The following is a 15703-nucleotide window of genomic DNA, read 5'->3' as shown; positions in this document are numbered from 1 at the left end:
TTTATTTATACCCGTTTAAAACAACTGGCTCATCTAGCCCTAACTTCACCCTATTTATTTTAATAAGCGCTTTTGGTAGTGGAATAAACCCAGCATTTCGTACCTGTTGTGTATTGTTGTCGGTTGTAAGGAGTTCAAATAGCTTTGATTTTTTGATCTTCTGATTAGTGTCGAATTGTTTATTTATATAAACGTAATAGACCACGGAAAATGGATAGCGAAGAGAATAGATGCAATCTGTGCTCAAAGAGCATGAGTCATCGTTATGATGAACAGAGAGAGCCTTGTAGCTCGACCACTGTTCTGAGTATTTAAAATCGGAGTATCGCATATAAGCTTTGGCTGACAAGTCGTCGCTTAAAGCCCGTTTCAATCGGTCTTCATCAAGCATTTGAATCGATGATTGACAACCATTAGAGCTCACATCTGGGTTACTTAAACGCATCTCCCCGAAAGCATACGTATTTGCATCACAGCGTTTCAATTCACTAACGGAAACACTATCTACCGTACTCTTTTGACTATTGATTACGACAATAGCGTTTGCCATTAAAAACAAACGTGTAGGCCTGTGGCCTCTTTCTCGTTGAAATCGGGAGATGTTTTCATCTGACCATTTCTTAGATGTGATCGCAATAGAGGTTCCGTCATTTAGCATGTCGTTAAAACCACCAGACTGAGATGCAAGCGCTACATTTACACTTGGCTCATCTATCAATGTTTCTATCGTTTCTAGTATCTCTGGCTCGACAAAAATCGATGTTCGAGCCTCAGAGTCAGAAAATGCCAGCGGTGAAATCAAACATGAAGTTAGAGCAAGGAAAGGCAAGACTTTAATTTTCATAATTCAGCTCCAACTTCGAATTAGGTGTCAACTCGCTGTCCGAACTAAATATAGTCCACGCTTGTTCAGTACTTTCAGCTTTCGTGTTTACAACAGCAATTGTGCGCCTTTCCCGTTTTTTTAGTTGTACCGTCAATGCCGTATTCTGATAAAACTCTTGCTCTTCAATTCGATTATCTTGAATGCCGTTTCTCACTAGCAATTCTCGTATAGCTGCCGTCCTTTTCTTTGCCAACGCTTTGTTGTATTCGAGTGACGCTTCAGGGCTTGTGTCTCCTATCAGTATGACTTGCGCATTTGGGTTACTCTGAAGCAGTGCTTTCAACTCGCTTAGCGGCATATCATGAGATGGCGTTACCTGATGCTCATCCATCGCAAAGAAAAAGCTGATCAGGTGTGTCTGCGAGTCGTTGACCCAATTCGCACAGCCTTCACTGTCAACAACCACACCTTTTGGCGTATCTGCGCAGTTATCTCGTTGGTTTATCACGCCATCACTATCATTGTCTTTAAGGTCGTTGTACTGGTAAGTGGTCAACGTCGTATTCGGTGATTCAGCACAGCCTGCTAACATAAAAACTAGAAGACTCGTCACTGCGAATTTATCCATTATTGTTCTCCTTCCAGTTCTCTGGATACTCAACTCGCAACGCATAAGTCAGAATCCCCATCGAGTTGAATAAACGGTAAGTGGCAACCAAATGATCGTACTTTGTTCGGGTGTAGTTCCGTCTCGCAACAAACGTTTCAACTTTGGCATCTAATACATCTAACAAACTGCGTCGCCCTACATTGAACTTCTGGATGTACCCTAATTCAGTTACTTTCGCCGCATCAACGTTGACTTTTAAAAACTCCATTTGCTGTTGAAGCAATGTATGTGCGTCCCATGCCAGCCTTACACCTTCATTCGCATCTAGTTCTGCATTTGCTCGAATAGCCCTCGCCTCCTCTACTCGCCAGGCAGATGACTCCACTCGGGAGTCTGTAGAAAAGCCGTTAAAAAGATCGTAGTTGACCGTCAGCATAACCTTTGCATCTTCGTTAATGCCTTCAATATTATCCACGTTGTCTGTTTTGTTGGCTGACAGCTCAAGCTTGAGCTCTGGGTAGTAATCCCCCTTTTCTCTTTTTACTTCATGTCGAGCCGCCTCTAAATCTTTCATCGCTGACTGTATGGATGGGTGCAACCTAACCGCTTGTTTGAGTGCTTCGTCAAGCTTATTCGGAAGCAACTCCTGCGGGTAAACAGGTTCAACTAAGTTTTGCGGCGCTCGACCAACCAAACGTACAAATCTTGTTCTAGCATCGGAAAGATTGTTTTGGGCGGCAATCAATGAGGACTGTGTTGTCGCGACACGCGAAGAAACCTGCGCTAAGTCGGAGTTGCTGGTTAAACCTTTTTCTTTTTTATCTAGAATGAAACGGTAGATCTCTTGGTGTTCATTTAGGTTTCTTTCTGTCAGTTTCATCAACTCTCGGGCATGTAAAACATCCACATACGCTCTGACAGTATCTAATGCAACATTTTCCGCAGATGCCAATAAGTCCAAGCGTTCAGCTTCAGCCTCGTAAGATAGGCGATCAACATCAGCACTTGTTTTAAATCCATCAAATAACAGTTGGGAGATTCTTACGCCCATCTCCGTTCTTTCTAATGTTCTATCTTCACTGTCGATGTAGTTTCCGTTGTTATATCGAGTACCTTCGTACCCTGCTGCTGCATACAAATTAACCTGAGGAAGAAATGAACCATTTATGGCATTTCGGTCTCGTACCATCGACTCATAGCGAGAATAGCGAGCAAGCAAACTGGGGGAGCTATCGAGAGATAACGTAACTGACTCTTCTAAAGTCAAAGCGTTTGGCGACGATGATACTGCAAACAAGACCAATAACGTTGATTTAAGCCGCATCTTATATCCTTATGTCTATCTTTCTCTGAGCGAATTCTCTTTCGCACGTAATATAGGTTTTAACCAATAATTCAGTACTGTTTTTTCTCCTGTAAGAATGTCTACCACAACCTGCATTCCCGGGATGATCGTAAACTTATCATCAACCTTGAAAGTAACGTTGGCACGGTAGTAGGCATTGCCCTCTTCATTTTGAAGTGCATCGGCGCTTACGTAGGTCACTTCTCCTTCTAGGCCTCCGTAAATGACAAAGTCATAGGCAGACAACTTTACCGTTGCCGGCAGGCCAGGCCTTATAAAGGCGATATTCTGAGGAGAAATTCTCGCTTCAACGATTAACGTGCTATTACGAGGGACTATTTCTAAAATAGGCTCACCCGGCTTAACCACACCTCCGATGGTTCTGACAAAAACATCTTTGATGGTTCCATCGACCGGAGAAAGTAACTGCGTTCGATTCAACTGATCCGCAATCGCCTGACGACTTTCATTGAGCTGCGCTAGTTGCGTCACAACTTCATTGAGCTGCCCTTGTGCCTCTGCCCTAAAAGCAAGCGCAGTACCACGATAATCTGCGATGGATTCAGAATACACAGCCCTTTGCTTTTGGGCAGCAGCTTGTGAACTCGCGATGTCTCCTTTGAGCTTTATAACGTCTCTATTCAGTTTTAATAATTCCACTTCAGCTACCGCGCCACTAGAAACCACCTCTCTCAGCATATCTCGCTCTTTCGAGACAATAACCAGACTGCTTTTTAGTGTTTGAATGGTATTCAAGGTATCTAGATAAGCTTGCGATTGTTGCTCAATTCGCAATTTAGCCTCCTCCAGCTCAGACTCCAGTTGGCTCAACCGCTCAAGATAGTTTGCTTTGGCATTCAGATAGGCAGAGTGGCCGGTCATCGAAATATCAAATGTCTGAGGCTCGATACTCACTTGTTGTTTCCAATCCAGTTGGAGGCTATTCACTTTTACCGTTTCTAATTCAATTTGAAGCCTCTGCTTTCTGGCGAGCAAAGATTCAACTTGTTCAGAGGTCTCCGAATAGGTCGACTTAAACCTTGTATCATCCAGAATGGCGATGGTTTGCCCCTTAGTGACGCTTTCACCAGGCATGACAAGTAACTCCTTTAGAATGCCGCCCTCTAAGCTCTGAATCGTCTGAACAGACAAAGTAGGAACAACTTTTCCTTCGCCGACAACCACTTCGTCTAACCTCGCCCACGAGGCCCAAATAATCACACTCAGCACTAACGCGGCAGACAACCAAATCAACGTTCTCGAACGGTTTGCTAAATGAGCATTACTCCAACGAACTGTGCTCATCATTGACCTCCTTCGCGTACAATTGATACTGCGCGTACTCTGTTCGTTTTCGCGTTAGACTGTTGTTTAGCAAAAATTTCTTGGGGCGCTCCTTCCCTCAAAATTGTGCCTTTATCAAGCACAACAATTCGATCACAAAGCGATAATAAGGAATGTTTATGAGAGCTAATAATCATCGTCGTCGAGTGCGGCAACGATTTGAGAGCATTAAACAACGCATTCTCAGCAGGCTGGTCTAAGGAACTGGTTGGCTCGTCTAAAATTAATGCTGCTGGGTTTCGATAAAAAGCTCTTGAAATCGCTACAGCTTGCCTTTGCCCCCCCGACAAATAACGCCCTCCTTCTCCGACTTGCGTTTCTAGGCCATGAGGAAGGCGGCTCATGTACTGGTTCAAACCCGATAATTCTATCGCACGGCGTAATCGTTCTTGATCAATAACATGATGTCCTAATACTATGTTTTCCATAATGCTGCCGTATATAAGATGCGAATCTTGGCCAACCCAACCCGTTTTCTCTCTTATCAATTCGGCGGGCCAAAGCTGACTGTCAATGTCATCAAAATAAACGCTACCCTGTAAGGTACTGAGTTGATTGGTAATAATAGAAAGGAGTGTAGACTTTCCTGCTCCTGCACTACCAATAACGCCAACGCGTTCGCCTTGCTTGATAGTAAGATTAATATCTCTCAAACATGGCATATCAACATCTGGGTATTGGAAGCTCACGTTTTCTAAACGTATATTCCCTGTAAATTCGGCAGACGTAATGACCTGACTGCGTTGCACCTCCTGAGGTAAAGACATGATAGAATTTAAGCCTTCAACCGCTGTTTTTGTCTGTTGATAGCGAAGTAACAGCATAGCTAACTGGTTAATCGCCCCTGCAGCACGACCGCTAAGCATGACAATAGCAATGAGCCCCCCCATGCTGAGCAATCCCTCAGAAATTCTGTACACGCCTGTTACAAGTAACATTACGGTAATTATCTGCTGGCTAGATTGAATGGAGTAAGCAACGATATTCGAATAGTTTCGCGATTGATTTTGCCAATCAGAAAGCATGGATACCGTTTGCTCCCAACGCTTTTGTGCTTCTCCCGTAGCGTTATTTTGCTTAATCTCTTTTAAAGAGGACAATGAATCAAACAAGTGAGCTTGTCGCTTCATGGATAGTGCAGCACTTTCCGTATGTGATTGTTCTATTTTTGCTTTTACCGCAAAGCCAAGGATCAGCAGGGTAAACATGACGGCAATAGGTATGAACATCATTGCCCCACCTAGCCAACCTATTAAGACTAAAAATAACAACGTAAATGGGAGATCAACTAAGGTCACAAGAGATGCAGAAGTAAAAAAATCGCGAACACTATCAAAATCTTGTAGTTGTCGAGCGAATGCACCGACTGATGCAGGACGGTGTTCAAGTTTCATCCCCATAACTTTAGAAAAAAGTATCGAAGAAAGCTTGTTATCGATGTACTTACCCGCGGTATCAGTGACAACTCCCCTTGCTTTACGCAATAGCCAATCAAAAATAATGATGACGGAGACACCAGCGACCAAAACCCATAATGTACTGAAAGCTTGATTAGGCACTACACGATCGTAAACGTTCATAGTGAAAAGCGGAATAACTAGCGCTAGCGTATTGATAAGGAAAGAGGCAATCAAAAGATCTCGATACCACGGAGACATTTCTTTCACTACGGCGAAAAGCCAATGTTCATTATAATCCGCTTGAATAGAACTTATCCGTTTGTCCAGCTCTGGACGCATAGAAACTTGCCATGCTTGAGGCTGGAATTGATTATGCAGTTCCTCGCTCGTGACGTATTGCGTTTCACCTTGATCTTCACTAAATAACGTGACTTGATAATCGCTGTTATGTCGCTCAGATATAATAGCGGGTTGTAACGTCTTCCTATTGATTACCACCAATGGAAAGCTCAACATTGCGGTGGATTTTAAATCGATTAATGTGAGTTCAAGATCGGCTCGCTCAGCGGCTCTGATGAATAAGCCACTATCCAATCTACCCTCAACAAGAGGTAATCCAGAAAGCACCTTTTTTGTATGGTGTCTAACCTCAAAATAACGCATCAACCAAGTTAACGATTGCCCCCAAGGATCGTTAGTCAGCTCACTTGATGAGGATGAGTGATGCTTCATGACATACCACCTACTAGCAAGTTGTTGTCATCAATCATCTTCTGTAAGACATTTTCTTCGGCTACGCCAGTCGAGTCACCTTTGTAAAGCTGATCGAGAGTGACGCCCTGCATAAGAATCTGTTGTTTTGTCCCCGTCTCTTCTGGTTTTATGTGAAGCGTTACGCCATCATCATTCTCTGTTAAATCGAGCTTATTATCGACTTCTGTTATCGAGGTAGCGGTGATTATCGAGGCGATGTCAATTGTGTCATTATCATCACCAATAACGGATATTTGGAAGTCGTTGATCACATCGTACGAGGGCTTTAACTCGTTACCGAGCCCTGAACTGTCAAACTGGAATACATCGCTGCCACTTCCTCCAATAAGCAAATCATTAGCATCTGTCGCAAGTAATGTTTGGCCCCCCTCTTCCACTAAGGCAACATTGACTACCTGAGCAGAACCTTCTGCGACAGTGGCGCCCAGTGTTGCAATCGGTTTTATCGACAACGTAAAATCACTTGCACCGCTAAACCCGCCAACGATGGAAAGATCAGCGACATCCTCTTGATCAACAGCATAAATGCCGTTCAATCTTTCACCATGACTCAACTCTAGATCTGTTGGTAATCCGCGAATCTCCACACTTCCAAACTCTTCGGGTGCAGGGTTGACTAAATTCATGCTCAACCCTAAAGGAATACTCCCAGAAGCTTCAGACACAATAGACTGATAATCGGCCGTTAGTGTTGGCTCATCAGCTTCAGGGGTAACAACAATGGTTAGATCGGTGGTTTGCACATCTCCAAAATCGGTTTCGAGTGTCCCTGACACTATCGCTTGATCAAACGTTCTAACATTGAGAGCAACATCCATCGTTCCAAATGCATCCTTCGGAACGAACTCCAAACCTGACACTTCATTTGCTCGCACTAATACCGTCGCCACGGCATTGCCCGCGTCATCGAAAGTAAAGGATGAGAATTGAGTTCCAATACGAATCCTACCTAAGCCTTCCAATGCAGAGGGTTCAGAGCTTGCTTTGATCAACATCGACACTTCTATATATTCGTTGCTATTTGTTTCAAAACCGCTCGCTAAAAAGTCAATCGAAATGGAATCACCTTCATCTCCAGTGAACGTGTTAGAGGTTGTATTCAACGATACATCATCGCCAATCGGTTTTACGCCGACGTTGAACTGAGAAGTGGTATAGTTATAGTCGTTTGATCCAGACTCTTGGGTAATAGCTTGCAGTGTTAGTGAAATATCCCCACTAAAATCTAGTGGCGGTAGAAAGTAAACCTTATCAAGTTGTGCTTGAGTTAGCTGCCACTCCTTGCTCTCACCATCCGTTGAACCGTTATCAGGGAGTAATTCGAACGTCCCATTATTGTCCCAAACCAACACGGCTCCGTCTGGCACTCCTGTCATGACCAAAGACATCGACTCAGAACCATCTTGATCGATTAATGATGCAGATAAGTTTCCTAAATAAATATAATTATCTTCATTACCAACTACGTCTTCTGTTTCCAGAACCGCTTTATCAACCACTGGGGCAATGGTAACGGTAACTTCTGTTGATTTAGTTTGAGTATCTTTCGCACTGTCAGTACTTAAACAACTTCCCGTGACTTCATCAGTAATGTTTACGTCAACGGAAATAACAAGCTCTCCACTGTAGTTTTCAGGTGGGATTAGCTGAATTTCGTTTAGACGCGTAACATCTGTCACTACCCATGTTCCATCACCGTTGTCAATGAGTAGGCTCGGGTCCACGGCAGTAAACCGCGCATTCTCGTCAGACACAGATAAAGAAACCCAATTGACACTTTCAAGGCCAGTCGCTGCGTCACCTTCTCCAGTAATGGACTGCATTGGCCCTTCACTATCGCCCAATACAAGAGCAAGATTCAGGTTGGTTATAGTATCTTCTTGAACCGTAACTTGGCTTGGTGCTATCGCGATATCATCGACAGCAGGAGAGATTTGTACCGTAATGGTCTGAGAGGTTGTTTTCGAGTCACCATCGCATGGGGCCGTTTCTGTCACTTCTAAATTGAAAGTAATGCAACCAGCAAAGTCCTCATCCACGCCAGTAAGCGTCAAGGAAGACAATCCAGCGCTAGAAATTGAATAACCCAACAGATTGCCCGCATTATCATAAGCAGGTATCACACCTTCGCCAGTAAGCTCGACTCCTTCAGGTAAAGAATCTGCGGCGACAAAGAAGGAAACTAAGTTACCATCACTACTCGCTACATCAGGGTTTAAAAACGCCCCAATTGAGACATCTTCACCTTCTTTACCTACAATATCCCCACTTTGAACGCTTCCTGGTTCACCAGGATCAGCACACTGGTCTCCATCTCCTTCATGGCCAGTAATTTGAATTTGGAACTGACCTGTGATGTATTGAGCATCCGTTCCATCTCGAACATACGCTAACACATTCACATCAAGTATCTCTGTATTAGATGGGCTATAAATCGATGCGCCAGCAAGCAAATCTTGAGCGGTTTCCAACACGCTATCACTTGTGATTCCTTCCATTGGAATCAGCCAGTTCCCATCGGCATCTTGAGAAGCACCATTCGGATGAGTAACAATGAGGTCTTGGCCCTGCGGTATCTGTAAAACGATGTAATCGAGATACTCTGAACCATCAATATCCGCTTCTGTAAATGTAATGCCTCCACTCACGTCAACAGCAGACCCATCCGTACTTGTGAATACTTCAGTCGCGCCTTCTAAACGTGTTTTGTCAATATCTTCATTACCAATATCCACTTTTCCAGAAACCACGACGCTCAAAGAACCGTTGATTGCCTTTACATCAGTCTCCAGCGTAGGAGACGTGTCTGTCACTTCGTACTGAACTTCCAGGCTAAACGTCCCACTTAGGTCTTCATTAGCTTTTACAGTGATTCGTCCACTGTTTAACAACTCAGATAATGTTGCCGAGCTACCATCGAGTAGTTCATTGAGTTCTAACGGTAAATTACTTTCCTCTACTGCATTACCATCAAAGTAAAGTGTTAAGCCATCTGGAATGGATACAATGGTGTATCCTGTCAAGGACTCACTAGAATCTATATCTTGATTAACGACAGGCTCAAGATTTAGTGTGATGAAATTGTCCTCAATACCATTGCTTTGTAATTCTTGACCGTCAGTTTGATCAACAATAGGTGAGATTTCCATTTCCACTTTAAGAGGGGTTTCAGCAGAATCACCATCCGGCTCTGTTGAAACGACGATAACATCCATGCTCAGTGTTCCACTAAAATCTTGCTCTGTTTTGAGGTAAGTGTTTTCAAGAACAGCGTTTGAGACCTGATAAACTGGCCCCGTTATTGGGTCCACGTAAGCAATTGGAAGAACAATAGGGTCACCATTTACATCTGTCAGTTGTGTTCCCACAGGGATGTTCTGAAGCAAGATATTAATTTCTTCTGATAGATCGTCGTCTGATGTCTGGATGATAAAATCCAGTTGTATCAGGTTATCTTCGTCTAACGTAGAGAGATTACTAATTACTTTAGTCGCTTGATCATATTGCCAATTCCCCTGTCCACTATCTAGAACAATTGGTTCATCGACCACGCCTTTTAGCTTAATGTCAATGGTTGCAGATTGGCTCTCGGCGGTTTCATTAAGAGGTGCTAAGTCATCAATAGTCGACTCTGTTGAAATGGCGGTTACTTGAAGGGATAGAGATTCAGTAAATGAGCTGATATCCGATTTTGGTTGAAGTAACGCCTCCGAATTGGCTAGAGCATTGGAGGTCACTAGGTAGGTATTAATACCGATAAGCGTAATCCCAGCTCCGACAGGCAATGTCCAACCATCTTGAACTTCTATGCGATAAGACAGAGACTCCGAGCCATCTGTGTCAGTGAGCCGCCCTAAGATGTACTCTTTTAAGTCAATCGCTTGGTCTTCAAGCCCCTGAATGTTTTTAACGGTCAGCGCAGGCACATCGGCATCTGGAGATATATCGATAACAACTTGCTCAGTGATCTCCGCTGTTTTATCTTGCTCATCGGCAAACACACTACCCGACTCAGTCGTTACTGCCGTTACATCAAAAGTAAATCTTCCGGCTAAGTTTTCGTTAGATGTGATTTCAATTTGATCTAACTCGGATTGGCTATACGATTTCCCTTCCTCAATAGCACTTCCGTTAAGTGTTAATATAAGTCCATCTGGAATATTCGAAACTTGGTAGTGGAGCGTTTCAGAACCGTCTTGGTCAAACTTTTCAGCGACAATATTGAGCGAAAGTGATTCAGCGGAATCTTCAACACTTTGATAAGAAAAGTCCGAATCATTAGACCACTCTGGCAAATCTGCAACCGGTAAGACGTTAACATTTAACGTGTTATTGCCTTGTAATACAAAACCATCTGGTTCGACATCAGATACGATTAATGCAGACACTGCTAACGAAACTTTGATAGTGTTGCCCGACAGGTTTAGCGCTGGTTGATAAGTGAGATCACCATTTGGAACGGTGAATATACCCACCCCCATTAGCTCTGTACCAGAAAGACTAATAAATCCGTCATTATCATCATCTTCAAGGCGCACTCCGTCTAAAAACAGAGCCCCTCCTTGTAGAGATTCAACAGAGATCCTTATCGCTTCAACACGCTCATTATTCTCCGTATCCCCAGGAGAAACTCTAATCGGTAACGCGACTGGCGTGGGGTCTCCACTATTATTCGCGCCATTATCTTCTAACGTATCTACATTAACGGTTCGAATAAAGCCCCTGGCATCATCAAGAATTAATTGAGCTTCACTGCTTGCTTGGTCACCGTCTGCATCCGTCACAGTTATCGTTAGATCATCAAGCAAACCACCTACAGGCGTATTAACAATAAGCTCGGTAGTTAGCGTAAATGTCCCATCTTGAGCAATAGTCAGCGTTCCATATTTTAAGTTACCATCACTACTATTGATTAAATCGATGGTCCAAGCATCATTGCTAAATACCGAACTCGCCGTATCGTATGTTTCACCTGCATAGGTCAAACTTGAAATCAACGTGCCATCTGAACTGATTAAGTCGGCATTATTGCTAAACCAGTTTCCCGAAAACTCATCCCCCTCGGTAAGTTCAATTTCTATTGGTGAGCTTGTGTCTTCAGGGATATCATCTACTACACTAACGGTATATGTCTCAGCTTCAGACTGGTCGCCATCCTTATCAACGGCATAAATTGAAAAACTGAGTTCTAATGTGTTCTCGTCCGCTGGAACACCGTCAGGTTCATCGTGTTCAAGTGCACGGTATAGATCAAACTCGACAGTCCCATCGGTATTAAATCTAATTCTAAAGACGTCTTGCTCGCTTTCATCTCTTGCATATAACCAACCATTCGAGTCCGGTGAATCAAGCGAAACCAAGCTACCACTACTTGTTTTATAGCCGAGCACATTGAACATATCGATATTCACGTTCACACTGGCGATAGAGTCTGAACCTTGTAATAGCGTAATGGATGGTGACGAGCCCTCGATGCCAGAATCAAGCGAATCATCATTCAACCCACTTTCATTGACTGTGATTCCCTCTGTAATTACTAGTTCCGGAAACAAGCCATCATAGACCAGTATGTTGGACTCCGTAGAGATCTCGCTTCCATCAGAATCTCTCGCCACGATGGGCATAGAGATCGACAATTGCGTCCCATCACCTAAAACATGGTCAAGCGAGTGATAAAGCTCTACAGTTACATTAACGGTAGACGTATCATTTGATGGCAAAGAGAAGTCACTAGGTAACGTGACCCTAAATATAACGTCTCCAGTGTCAGAAATTGCGTCAAAGCTTCCATCATTGTTATCGTACCAAGTGACAGCCTCTCCGTTATAAGTAACAGCATCACCAAGTGTAGTTTTGACAGTATCTCCATCATTTATGTCAACACCCAGATACACAATCGGATCGAATGATGACGTAACTATCACATCCGTATTCGCTATGGCTGAAACACCATCAGGAGCAATGTTTGTATCGACAGGTGTTTCGGTCAACTCGACATTGCCACTATTGATTAGCGCTTGTCCATTGTCGTTATCTATCACATTAATGTCTAAAACGACCGACGTGTTATCTTGGTCTGAGTCCATTGCAGTAACAACGAGAGGTACGTTTGGATCAGTATTTTCTTGTTGGTCGAGAGCCTGAAAAAGCTCAAAGGAGTAGGTAATGTCGCCATTTGCATCAATAGGTAATGAAGCATTGAGGATAGCTTGAAAGATGGGAATCTGAGTTTGCCCATCTTCGTCAAGAATATAACCATCAAGTGTTTTGCCATCCGCAGAGACTTGATAAAGCACAACTTGTTCACCACTCGTCAACAAGGGTTGTTCAGAGACGATGAACGACAAAGATTCGAGGTAATCGCTGCCAACCTCAACTTGAAAATTCCCTGAGCTCAACACACCTCCATTTGCGAGATCAGATTCTTTTACTTCTACCCCATTCAAATTATTTAAAGTTGGGTCTGCGCCATCCTTTAGAACATAGTCAATTTCATTCTCTACAAGCGGTGTGGCATCTAAATCTACGCCACCAATGGTCAACGGGAAAGTGACCGTATCACTGCTATTGAATTGATCGATAGGGTGCTCAAGAGTAAGCGAAATTGAAGCTAATACATCGTTACCCGATTCAACGCCACTCAATGTTAACGTAAATACAGTGACACCATTGGCAAATGCTGTAATTTGCTTTCCACTAGAGCTTAACGTGTAGCTAAGCTCATTATCAGAGACTGAGCTTGTAAGCCCTAATGCTTCTAACTTAGTAATAGATGACCCACCGAAATACAAACTACTCGGATCCGGATTGTCAGATCCCGCGACAATATTAACAGTTCCTTCAAAGTTCAATATCGGGCCATCCAAAGGGACTTCTGTTACGTCTATAGTCGCATTGCCTACGTAACCTGCTTGTCCATCACTAATATCAATCGTCGCGTTAGCCAAGCCATAGTCTTGGGAGTCATCTGCAGCTAAATAGCTGAAAGAAACACTTTGCTCGACCGAATGATCTAGGTTTCGACCTGCATCAAACTGCCAAGAGCCATCAGAAAATACGGTTAATTCGCCTTTTTCTAAACTAAAACTTACGGATCCCCCCTCTAGAATTGACTTCTGCTCCCCGCCAGCCTCTACAAATTTCACATAAAGTGTTCCATCAAGATCAATATCATTTTCAAGTAGATTGCCCGTAATTGTTTGATCTTCTACGACTGAGTATGTGTCATCTCTAATCACCGGATCAGAGTCATAAATAGTAATCGTTAACGGTGCCACAACCGTCTCTTGTGTACCGTCAGCATCACTTTGAATGCTTTCAACCAATACGTTAGTCACCAGCTCATCTTGACCTACACCATGATCAATCGCTTCATAAAAAGTAATTTGAACCGTACCATCATCATTGACCTCTGCAGAGAAAACTAATCGGTCGTCAGTCGATGTTCCTTGTAAGCTCAACCCATCTTCTGCAACAACAACATTTATAGATTGACCGACCGATGTAAGCGCGCTCAAACTTGGCTGCTCTGCATGCAGTGCTGGCACACCATTTTCTATGTTGATGGCTGCCGAGCTGCTTTGCTCACCAAAAAATCCAACGATATTTTCAGAAAATACCGTTGAACCGGGTAGCACTATTGTCGGCATGGTATCTACCGCGTGGTTGCCGGCGGCATCCAACACTTCTGCTTCAATGGTCCACGTGTTGTTTAGATTGAGAGTGTTTACGTCAATTCCGGTTACTGTCCACGAACCTGATGCATCAACAAGGCCAGTAAAATTCAGCGTGCTGTCTCCGTCACTTACCCGAATCGTCACTGCCAGACCTTGCTCTACACCACTGGTTATCCCTCTCATTTCCGTGACTATACCCTCACGGAAATCATCAATGGCAAGACCACCGCTAATATAAAAATCCGTATCGATATCAATGGTGGGAGCAGTGGCATCTATGGTCGTAGCCTCATCCATCGCTTTCGCTTGGTTGCCCGCCACATCATTCACGGAGGCAGATACGGTTAACGCCCCATCGGCTAACGTGGATAAGTTCGCCCCTTCGACTTGCCACATACCATCAACGACAACGGCATTGAACGAGAGCATCGCCCCCAAGCTGTCTTGAACCGTGACAGAAACCGTCTGACCATTTTCAACATCACTGACTTGCCCTGACAAAGTGACAGATTGGCGCTCTTCAATGCTTAAATAGCCGTCTCCGCCATCGTCAACGTCCGCCGTCACACTTGCGAGCGTATCTTTGATGATGGTGTTTTCACTGGTTACAGGGTTGCCCGCTATATCTATACTCTCAGCAACAACTGTCAGCGTACCTTCAGACAACCCAGAAAGGTCAACGTCGTCCAGAGACCAACTTCCACCAGTCACCACCGTTTCTAAGTTTATGACCGCTCCTAACGAGTCGGTTACCGTAACTTGGATACGCTGGCCATCTTCAATGTTTTCAATCGTCCCTTCGAGGCGAGTAGTCGCGATTTCGTACTGATTTAAATACTCATCCCCTCCACCATCAAAATTGACGTTCACCGTTGCAAGCGTATCTTTAATGGTCGTATCGACGGCGTTCAGGTTATTGCCATAAATGTCAGAAACCACAGAAGTCACCGTAAGCGGCCCTTCAGCAAGAGAAGACAGATCAACGCCTGATAGGGTATAAGCCTCATTCTCTACGGTCGTTGTAACAGTAATGGAATTATTGAGGCTGTCGGTAATGGTGATAGTAACAAGCCACTCATCGCTTATCTTGAGTGCGTCACCTTGAATCGTGACACTAGGAACTTCAAACTGGTTTTCGTATCCATCGCCGCCATCAAGAATATCCACCGTTAATATAGCATCGGGATTCAACCGCTCAGGAGCCTGAGTCTCAGAAGTTGGGTTTTCTCTTTCTTGCACTGCTGGCCTAGTAACATAGCCATTAGAAACGAGTTGCTCAGGTAAAACAGCGCGAATATAGGCAACAAAACTTAACCCACCAGAAGACTCACTAAAATCTCGAACGCTCTGATTAAAAGTGGATTCAATACCGTTTTGAGAAGCAATTAAAAGATCATTCGAACTCGATTCATCCTCACTTGTTGTATCTTCATTAAATGCAATATCGAGAATGTCAGTATTAAGAACAACCACCTCTACTTCTGGAACTAATTGTTCGTTAGGCAACATTTGGATCCAAGAACCGTCACTTAAAACCGCCCAAAGAACATTACCGACTTGAATGTAGAGTATTGGCTGCATAATTCGCCCCATATGAAACAACGAACTTTAAGTATGGTCGACGAATGTGACTGTTCAAATGAAACTAGAAAAAACATGGCCCTAAATGGCTCTAATGAGATATTGAACCAAAAACATACCTCATGTATGCGAGAAAGAGCCATTGGG

6 protein-coding genes are annotated in these 15703 nt (G+C 43.7%); all 6 read right to left on the bottom strand.

Features of this window, described 5'->3' with window-relative positions:
- Window position 1: 1 nt before the first annotated feature.
- The 6 genes from R7Z10_RS07490 to R7Z10_RS07465 are packed head-to-tail and all read right to left on the bottom strand — an operon-like array spanning window position 2 to window position 15556.
- Window positions 2–844, bottom strand: a complete 843-nt coding sequence (locus R7Z10_RS07490) for a phosphate ABC transporter substrate-binding protein (protein ID WP_318104500.1) — start codon at window positions 842–844, stop codon at window positions 2–4.
- Window positions 834–1454 (bottom strand): OmpA family protein, encoded by a 621-nt coding sequence (locus tag R7Z10_RS07485; RefSeq protein WP_053303115.1) that lies wholly within the window; start codon window positions 1452–1454, stop codon window positions 834–836. The genes R7Z10_RS07490 and R7Z10_RS07485 overlap by 11 nt, the downstream gene beginning before the upstream one ends.
- Window positions 1447–2760, bottom strand: coding sequence for a TolC family outer membrane protein (locus R7Z10_RS07480; RefSeq protein WP_318104498.1), 1314 nt, complete (start codon window positions 2758–2760; stop codon window positions 1447–1449). The genes R7Z10_RS07485 and R7Z10_RS07480 overlap by 8 nt, the downstream gene beginning before the upstream one ends.
- 15 nt (window positions 2761–2775) lie before the next feature.
- Window positions 2776–4089, bottom strand: a complete 1314-nt coding sequence (locus tag R7Z10_RS07475; RefSeq protein ID WP_047102180.1) for an HlyD family type I secretion periplasmic adaptor subunit — start codon at window positions 4087–4089, stop codon at window positions 2776–2778.
- The gene (locus tag R7Z10_RS07470) at window positions 4086–6257 is read right to left on the bottom strand and encodes a type I secretion system permease/ATPase (RefSeq protein WP_274648243.1); all 2172 of its coding nucleotides are present in this window, start codon (window positions 6255–6257) and stop codon (window positions 4086–4088) included. Before R7Z10_RS07470 ends, R7Z10_RS07475 begins: the two co-directional genes overlap by 4 nt.
- A complete protein-coding gene (locus R7Z10_RS07465) occupies window positions 6254–15556 on the bottom strand; it encodes an RTX toxin (protein WP_318104493.1) in 9303 nt (3100 codons plus the stop codon). The genes R7Z10_RS07470 and R7Z10_RS07465 overlap by 4 nt, the downstream gene beginning before the upstream one ends.
- Window positions 15557–15703 lie beyond the last annotated feature (147 nt).

The sequence above is a fragment of the Vibrio sp. Vb1018 genome (assembly GCF_033338775.1).
In the GTDB taxonomy this organism is placed as follows: Bacteria; Pseudomonadota; Gammaproteobacteria; order Enterobacterales; family Vibrionaceae; genus Vibrio; species Vibrio alginolyticus.
Note: the sequence above shows the minus strand (reverse complement) of the source record. Positions and strands in the feature narration are given on the sequence as shown.